This is a genomic window from Parabacteroides sp. TM07-1AC (assembly GCF_003480915.1).
GTDB lineage: Bacteria > Bacteroidota > Bacteroidia > Bacteroidales > Tannerellaceae > Parabacteroides > Parabacteroides chongii.
The window spans coordinates 20,580-27,843 of record NZ_QUKD01000008.1 but is presented as its reverse complement, the minus strand read 5'-3'; the positions used below and the strand labels follow the sequence as shown (position 1 = coordinate 27,843).

General features: G+C 37.7%; 4 protein-coding genes. All 4 read left to right on the top strand.

Annotated elements, in window-relative coordinates:
* The first annotated feature begins 318 nt into the window (after positions 1–318).
* A complete protein-coding gene (locus DXD68_RS15825; protein ID WP_122362510.1) occupies positions 319–1,206 on the top strand; it encodes a FecR family protein in 888 nt (295 codons plus the stop codon).
* 261 nt (positions 1,207–1,467) lie between these two features.
* Positions 1,468–4,782 carry a TonB-dependent receptor gene (locus tag DXD68_RS15820; RefSeq protein ID WP_233577186.1) on the top strand — a complete coding sequence of 1,105 codons (3,315 nt, stop codon included), beginning with the start codon at positions 1,468–1,470 and terminating at the stop codon, positions 4,780–4,782.
* Positions 4,783–4,797: 15 nt separating this feature from the next.
* A complete protein-coding gene (locus DXD68_RS15815) occupies positions 4,798–6,651 on the top strand; it encodes a RagB/SusD family nutrient uptake outer membrane protein (protein ID WP_122362508.1) in 1,854 nt (617 codons plus the stop codon).
* A gap of 30 nt (positions 6,652–6,681) precedes the next feature.
* Entirely contained in the window at positions 6,682–7,170 is a 489-nt protein-coding gene (locus DXD68_RS15810) for a DUF5018-related domain-containing protein (protein ID WP_122362507.1), read from the top strand.
* Positions 7,171–7,264 lie beyond the last annotated feature (94 nt).

Below are 7,264 nucleotides of genomic sequence, written 5' to 3'. Positions count from 1 at the left end.
AAAACAGTCTTAACTTATATTAACCTTAACCACCAAGTTCCTGAAGAACTATGGTACTTGTATAGAATTAAAAGCTGTAAAATTTTCTTTTTTTGAGAAAACTGTTCAGATGGACTATAGATATAGTACACTAGAATCTATCAATACAGCTTTTTTATCATTATAATTTAGACTTTATGTGAATAAATACTATTTTTGTTATGAAAAAGACATTAGTTCTTCAGGAACTTGGTGGTTAAGGTTAATATAAGTTAAGACTGTTTTTTGTATTAGGGTTTTTCACTTTCGTTGTCATCTATAATAACAAAACAGGTAACAATGAATTTGAAAGAAGGAGATAAAATACAGTTTGAAGAATGTGTAAGCCGTATTCGTTTTAAGCCATTGGAGGTTGATACAGATGCTGTTTATAAGAGATTACGTGACCGTATTGAAACATCAAGACAGAGAATAGGTGTTTCTCCGATATGGAAATATACTTCTGTTGCGGCTTGTATAGCTTTATTATGTGTATCTTCTTTTCTTATTTGGAATATAACTGAATCAAAGCCTCTTTCTTATTTGGAGACAACAGCATTGGCTGGATCAAAAGCTTATATATTATTGCCGGATAGTACGGAGGTATGGTTGAATAGTGATTCGTGGATACGTTATCCGGAATCATTTGATGATGGAAATCGGTCAATAGAATTGATAGGTGAGGCCTTTTTTAAAGTAACTAAAGATCAACATTGTCCATTTCGTGTAAATATGGATGGTATGTCAGTGGAGGTGTTGGGTACTGAATTTAATGTATCGGCACACAAAAAATCAGCAGCTATTCAAACTACCTTATTGGAAGGTTCTGTCGCATTATATAAAAAAAACAATAAGAGTTCAACTCCTGATCGGGTTCTGATTCCGGGTGAACAGGCTGTTTACAATAGGGATAATGGAGATATAGAAGTTCATCCGGTTCAAACTTCTTTTTATGTTTCCTGGGCAACAGGTGATTATGTGTTTGAAAATAGTACATTCGGACAGATAATTCAGACGTTGGAACATTCATTTAATGTGAAATTTCATTTGAAAGATAGATCCTTGAAAGAAACTTGTCTGACAGCTCGATTTACACATAACGAGTCGTTAGATGAAATCTTGTCGATTCTTCAAATATCAATGAAATATGAGTATATGATTAAAAATAAGGATGTATTTATAAAGTAGATATTGTATAACCTTAAATAATAGACCATGAATAGTTCTTAGGATTTGAAAAAAAAATTGGGAATGCTACCAACATCCCCAATTTAATGCTTGCGCATAGATCATTTAATAAACATGGCAGCTACCAACTGCCTTAGTAAATAATCATTTAGAGTTTGCAAATGTATGAATAAACATTTAATCAGAGTGTTACAGAGCTATAAAAAGGCTTTGTCGGGGATTAATATTCCTCAAAAAACACATAATCGAATCTTTGTTGTTATGAGATTTTCCATATTGTTCTTTTTCCTTAGTATCTGGGGTGCGACTGCAGCCTCTTCGTATTCGCAGGTTACTAAATTGAATCTCGAAGTGAATGGCACAGTTTTAGAGGTGCTTAAAGCTATTGAAAGTCAGTCGGAGTTTACATTCGTTTATAAGCAGAATGAAATAAAACTGGACGATAATGTATCAATAGATTTACAGAATAAAACGATATCAGAAGTTTTGGATGTTTTATTGCATGATAAATCATTGGCATATAAAATCACAGATCGACATATTGTTCTGTTTAAAAAAGGTGAAATCCATCAAGAATCAACAACTGTGGTTACAGGAAGGATTATTGATGAATTCGGAGAGCCGGTCATTGGAGCAAATGTTTTGGTTAAAAATGAGAGTGGACTTGGTACTACGACTGACATGGATGGTAAATTCTCTTTGGATTTAAAAGATATAAAAGATCCGGTATTAGTTGTTTCATTTATCGGTTATACCTCACAAGAAATAGTTGTCGGTGGAAAGAAAATTTTTAATATTACATTGAAAGAGGATTCAAAAGCGTTGGAAGAGGTTGTAGTTATTGGTTATGGTACAAACTCTAAACGAAATCTTACTTCTGCCGTTTCTACAGTCGATGCTGATAAAATGAAGAATGTTCCAGTTTCTAATGTTACAGATGCATTGGCAGGACGTGCAGCAGGTTTGATCGTTACTCAAGCTGGTGGAGGTATTGGTAAAAAGTCAACGATTTCCATTCGTGGTGGAGGACAGCCTTTGGTCGTTATTGATGGGTTTGTGTCTGAGTATGATGATTTTGTAAACTTGAATTCTGACGATATTGAGTCGATGTCTGTTTTGAAAGACGCCGCAGCCGCAGCTGTATATGGTGCACGTGCTGGCGATGGTGTTTTGGTTGTTAAGACAAAAAATGGATTGAAGGGTTTACGTGTTGATTATAGTTTCAATCAGAGTTGGGCTGAACCTACTTTTCTGGAAAAGAAACTGGATTCTTATCAGAGAGCTTTGGTGGATAACACTGTTAGAGATTTATATAACTTGGAACCTCGTTGGACGGAAGAAGAAGTTGAAAAATATCGGACAGGATCAGATCCATATAATTATCCCAATGTGGATTGGCAGAAATTAATGTTGAGGAATTTTACACCGGATAGCCGGCATTCACTAGCTGTTCGTGGCGGATCAGATATTAATAAGTTTTACGTGTCTTTCCAGGCTTATGATCAAAGTTCTATGTATAAGGCTGACACAGAATGGTTCAAGCGTTATAATGCGCGTATTAATGAAGTGTCTGATTTTAAGGATCTAGGATTAAAGTTGACATTTGGGGTAGATGCTTATATTAATACGCAGCAGAGTCCACGTTCTACTTATTCTGATGGATATGGATATACATGGGGACATATTCAAAATAAAAGCCCTATGGAATTGGCTGTCAATCAAAATGGACAGTATTATGTAGGACCAGATAATCCGATGGTTGAAGTCTCTCCGGAATCAGGTTACAGCAAGTGGGATTATAAGATGTTTATGGGATTGTTTAATGCCGAATGGAGTGTAAAAGGTGTTGAAGGATTGAAGCTGAAAGTCGGCGGTAATTATCGTTATTTCATGAGTGACAGTAAACTTTGGAATAAAACAGCTCCTCAATATGATTTGAACGGAGTAAAAGGTCCTGATGCAACTGTTAGTTTGACCTATAATACGGGAAGTGCACGTATGTGGACAACTCAGTATTTTGCAGATTACAATCGTTCTTTCCTGGATGAAACACATAATGTCTCTGCAACGTTGGGTTTTGAACAAACCTATTCATTTTACAGAGGTTTCAATGCTTTGCGTAAAAATTATATATTCATGATCGATCAAATTGGGGCAGGACCTTCAGATTCAATGGAAAATGGAGGTAGTGAATCCGAATTCGGTCGTGCCGGTTTGGTTGCCAGAGCTTCTTATAATTATAAAAAGAAATATTTTGTAGAAGGTTCATTACGCCATGATGGTAGCGACTTGTTCCCGAAAGACCGCCGTTGGGGTAATTTCTATGCCGGGTCTTTGGCCTGGGCTATTTCTGAGGAATCATTTTTCCAGCCGCTGAAAGATCGTAATATTTTAAACTATTTCAAAGTAAGAGCTACTTATGGTGAAACCGGTCTTGATAATGGAGTTGGGTCTTTTAGCTATTTGACATCTTATAATTTGGCAGAACGTGGCTATGTATTGGGAGGAAGTATTGTTCCGACTTTTAGTGAAGGAAATCTGATTAGCCCGGATATTACCTGGTATACTCGTAGTACATTTGATATAGGTTTTGATTTTAACTCTTTGGGAGAACGTTTGGCTGGTAGTTTTGACTATTTCTATATGAAGACAACCGGGTATTTGACTTCTCCTTCTAACGTGAACTATACGGATCCTCTAGGGCTGAGTCTGCCAAAAGTAAAATCAGACGGAGAACATCGTCGTGCTGGTTATGAATTTGCTTTGTCATGGAAGGATCATGTCGGAGATTTCAATTATGAGGTCGGTGCTAATTTTACTTATTTCGATCAATTAGTCTCTACAGCTTGGGATGAAGACTTGGCTAGTCAGAAAAATCCGTATAAGAGACTGGTTCAACAGAAAGGGTTTTATACAAATGGTTATACTAACTTAGGATATTATCAAAATTCAGATCAGGTTTTAAATTCACCGCGTTTGGAAAGTTCCTCTAATTTGGTAGCTGGAGATATTCAATATAAGGATATGAATGGTGATGGATTTATTGATTCAAACGACCAGTGGCGTATTGGTAAAAATAGCTTTCCTCGTGGTAACTATGGTATTTATGCCAATTTGTCTTATAAAGGATTTTCTTTAAATATGTTATTCCAGGGAGCAACTTCACGTGATATGTATCTGGATGATGTTGTGCGTGGACAGAGTACAAGTGGATATTCGATCGTTTATCCATACCAGTTAGATTATTGGATGCCGGATAACCGAGATGCCAAATATCCGCGTATTGCAATGAATTCGAATGTGAATGGGAATAATAACTATCAGACTTCTGATTTTTGGTTGACCAATGGTCGTTATATCCGTTTGAAATCATTGCAATTGGGGTATGACTTCCGGAAGACATTATTGAAGGATGTAAAATGGCTTTACAAATGCCAGGTTGTATTAAGTGGTCAGAATTTGTTTACTATTTCACCGGCTACCAAATACGGATTTGACCCGGAAACAGGTAGTACGAACAATTATGACTACCCGGTACAGCGCGTATATGCAGTTAGTTTGAATCTAGGATTTTAATAAAAGAATATATTTATGAAACTAAGAAATATAATAACATTTTCACTGGCCTTATTGACGGGTATTACTTCTTGTAATGTACTGGATACAGAGCCTTTCACAACCTATGATGAAGCAACTGTTTGGGGATCTAAATCCACGGCAGATGCATTTGTGTTAGGTACTGTGAATGCGATTATGGATGGTTATGTGAATGGAAATCAAACAACGTGGGAAGAACGAACCAATAATGCCGTTCATTCCAATGGAGGTAATGGTATAGTGAAAGAACAGACTACCCGATATGAAGATGTCGGTTTTGGTGATTTCGGGAACATCCGCCGTTGTAATTTGATTATAGAGAAGGCAACGGAATATGTCGGAGCAGGGCTTTCTGAAGCAGAATCCAAAGAGTTGGTAGCTAAAGGTCGATTATTAAGAGCTTTACTTTATTACAAACAGGCCCGGACTATAGGGCGTTTTGTTTGGGTAGACCGTGTGTTGGCACCGGCCGATACGACTAATAACGGGCTGATGTATCCGACGACTAAGAGTACAACAGAAAGTTATACCTATATTTTGGATGATATAAAAGCAGCTATTCCGGATCTGCCGGTAGAAGCAAAGTCGGGTGACTTATCTCGAAATGTGGCTTATGCTTTTCAATCGGAAATAGCACTTCAGGCTGCAGCTTACGAAACCGATCCCGCACAGAAAAAAACGTGGTTGAAGGAAGCTGTTGCTGCAGCAGATGGAGTAGAGGGTAGTTCTTTGGCTTCAAATTATGGTAACATATTTAATGAACAAGATCGTTATTCAAGTGAAATTATCTTTGCTATTTATAAGGATAAAGCGACAACAAATACGGATCATATAGCTCCTTTACAAAATGTGATGCCGAATGTTAATAACGATGTTTTAGCAAAGAATGGTTGTGGACCTGAGTTTAAAACAAATGGAGGTCAACCTTTTATCGGTTGGTTATGGTGGGCACCGACACAGAATTTGGTAGACATGTATGATGTTCTTGATGAAGAAACTGGTAAAGGTGTAGCCTGGTACGAATCTTCTCAATTTAAGAACAATGTGAGTGTTACTGAAGGACAGGCTCCGGACTGGGCTGTTGAGTCTGAAAAGGCAGAAGTGCTCTATTATGGTAATGTAAAAGGAGATAGAACAGTTAGTGATATAATGTACACTAATAGGGATGCTCGTTTTTATGATAGTTTTGTATATGACAATTCTACGTGGTGGAGCGAAGAGATTCGGACAACTGTTAATGGTAATTTGTGGAGAAAAGTAAATGGAGGACTAGGTCCCCACATGGGATTGACAAATTATTATTGGCGTAAAGGTGTTTATGATGTTCAACCTCGTGTATATGCAGGAACCCCGACCGATTACCATTTCGTAGTAACGCGTTACGGACGTGTTCTTCTGAATAAGGCTGAAGCTATTTTGTGGTTGGCTGGTATGGGAGAAGGTAACTATTCAGAGGCTGTGGATATTTGTAACCAAACTCGTACAGTTCATGGAAAATTGCCTGCAAAACAAGTAAATAGTCTGGAAGAAGCCTGGGACTTCTACAAACAGGAACGTCGTTGCGAATTGCCGATGGAAAACGATTATTACTGGACTTTATTACGTTGGGGCAAACATGGCGGTTATGCTAATAATGGAGTTGCTCCGGGGGGTAAAATTGTAGAGTTTACAGAGGCTCCGACTTATGTGGAAATTACGAATGATCGTAAATCGTTCTATATAGGGGAAGTTACACACGGGGATAGCAACATTCGTGAGTTCCGTGCAGACCGTCGCTATCTATTCCCTATTCCTCAGGGACAGATTGACCGTAATGCAAATTTAGGCCCACAGAATCCGGGTTGGTAATAGATGATTAATCTTTAATACACTAAAAGTATGAAAAAGAATATAGTAAAATGGATGAATAATGCTTTGTTGTTAATGCTGCTCCTTGCTTGTTCCTCTTGTTTGGACGGAAACATGGATGATTTGCCAGCATTTGAGGAAGCAAATATCACAGATGTAAAGTTTGATTTTCGATATAAGGATCCTTCAGATGTATGGATTGACGGTGAACCGATTGTAAAGGTTGTAACACTGACTGTCGAAAATAAAGTAATCAATGCAGAAGCCGGAACAATTACCTGTACGATCACAGTTCCTCCGGCTGACGGTTCTTTTACGGAAGAGATTCGTAACACGGTTGCTCTGACAAACCTGGTCGGCAAGTTTAATCTTTCCACTGCAGCTGTTATTGCTCCCCAGGACGGTGCTCCGACATTAGGAGTACCGGGTGATTTTTCTACTACACGCAGGTATCTGGTGACAGCTGCTAACGGTACGAAAAAAGATTGGACAATTCAAGTTACTGCATTAAATAAGTAACTATATTTATATCCTTAGATCTGAAGTGCTGAGGCTGTCCGTCTCTATATAAGTTTCGGACAGCCTTTTTTTTATCAACTAATGTAAAATGAAT

Coding starts and splice junctions, on each gene's coding strand:
- DXD68_RS15825 (WP_122362510.1), top strand. CDS start 319: ATGAATTTGAAAGAAGGAGATAAAATACAGTTTGAAGAATGTGTAAGC.
- DXD68_RS15820 (WP_233577186.1), top strand. CDS start 1,468: ATGAGATTTTCCATATTGTTCTTTTTCCTTAGTATCTGGGGTGCGACT.
- DXD68_RS15815 (WP_122362508.1), top strand. CDS start 4,798: ATGAAACTAAGAAATATAATAACATTTTCACTGGCCTTATTGACGGGT.
- DXD68_RS15810 (WP_122362507.1), top strand. CDS start 6,682: ATGAAAAAGAATATAGTAAAATGGATGAATAATGCTTTGTTGTTAATG.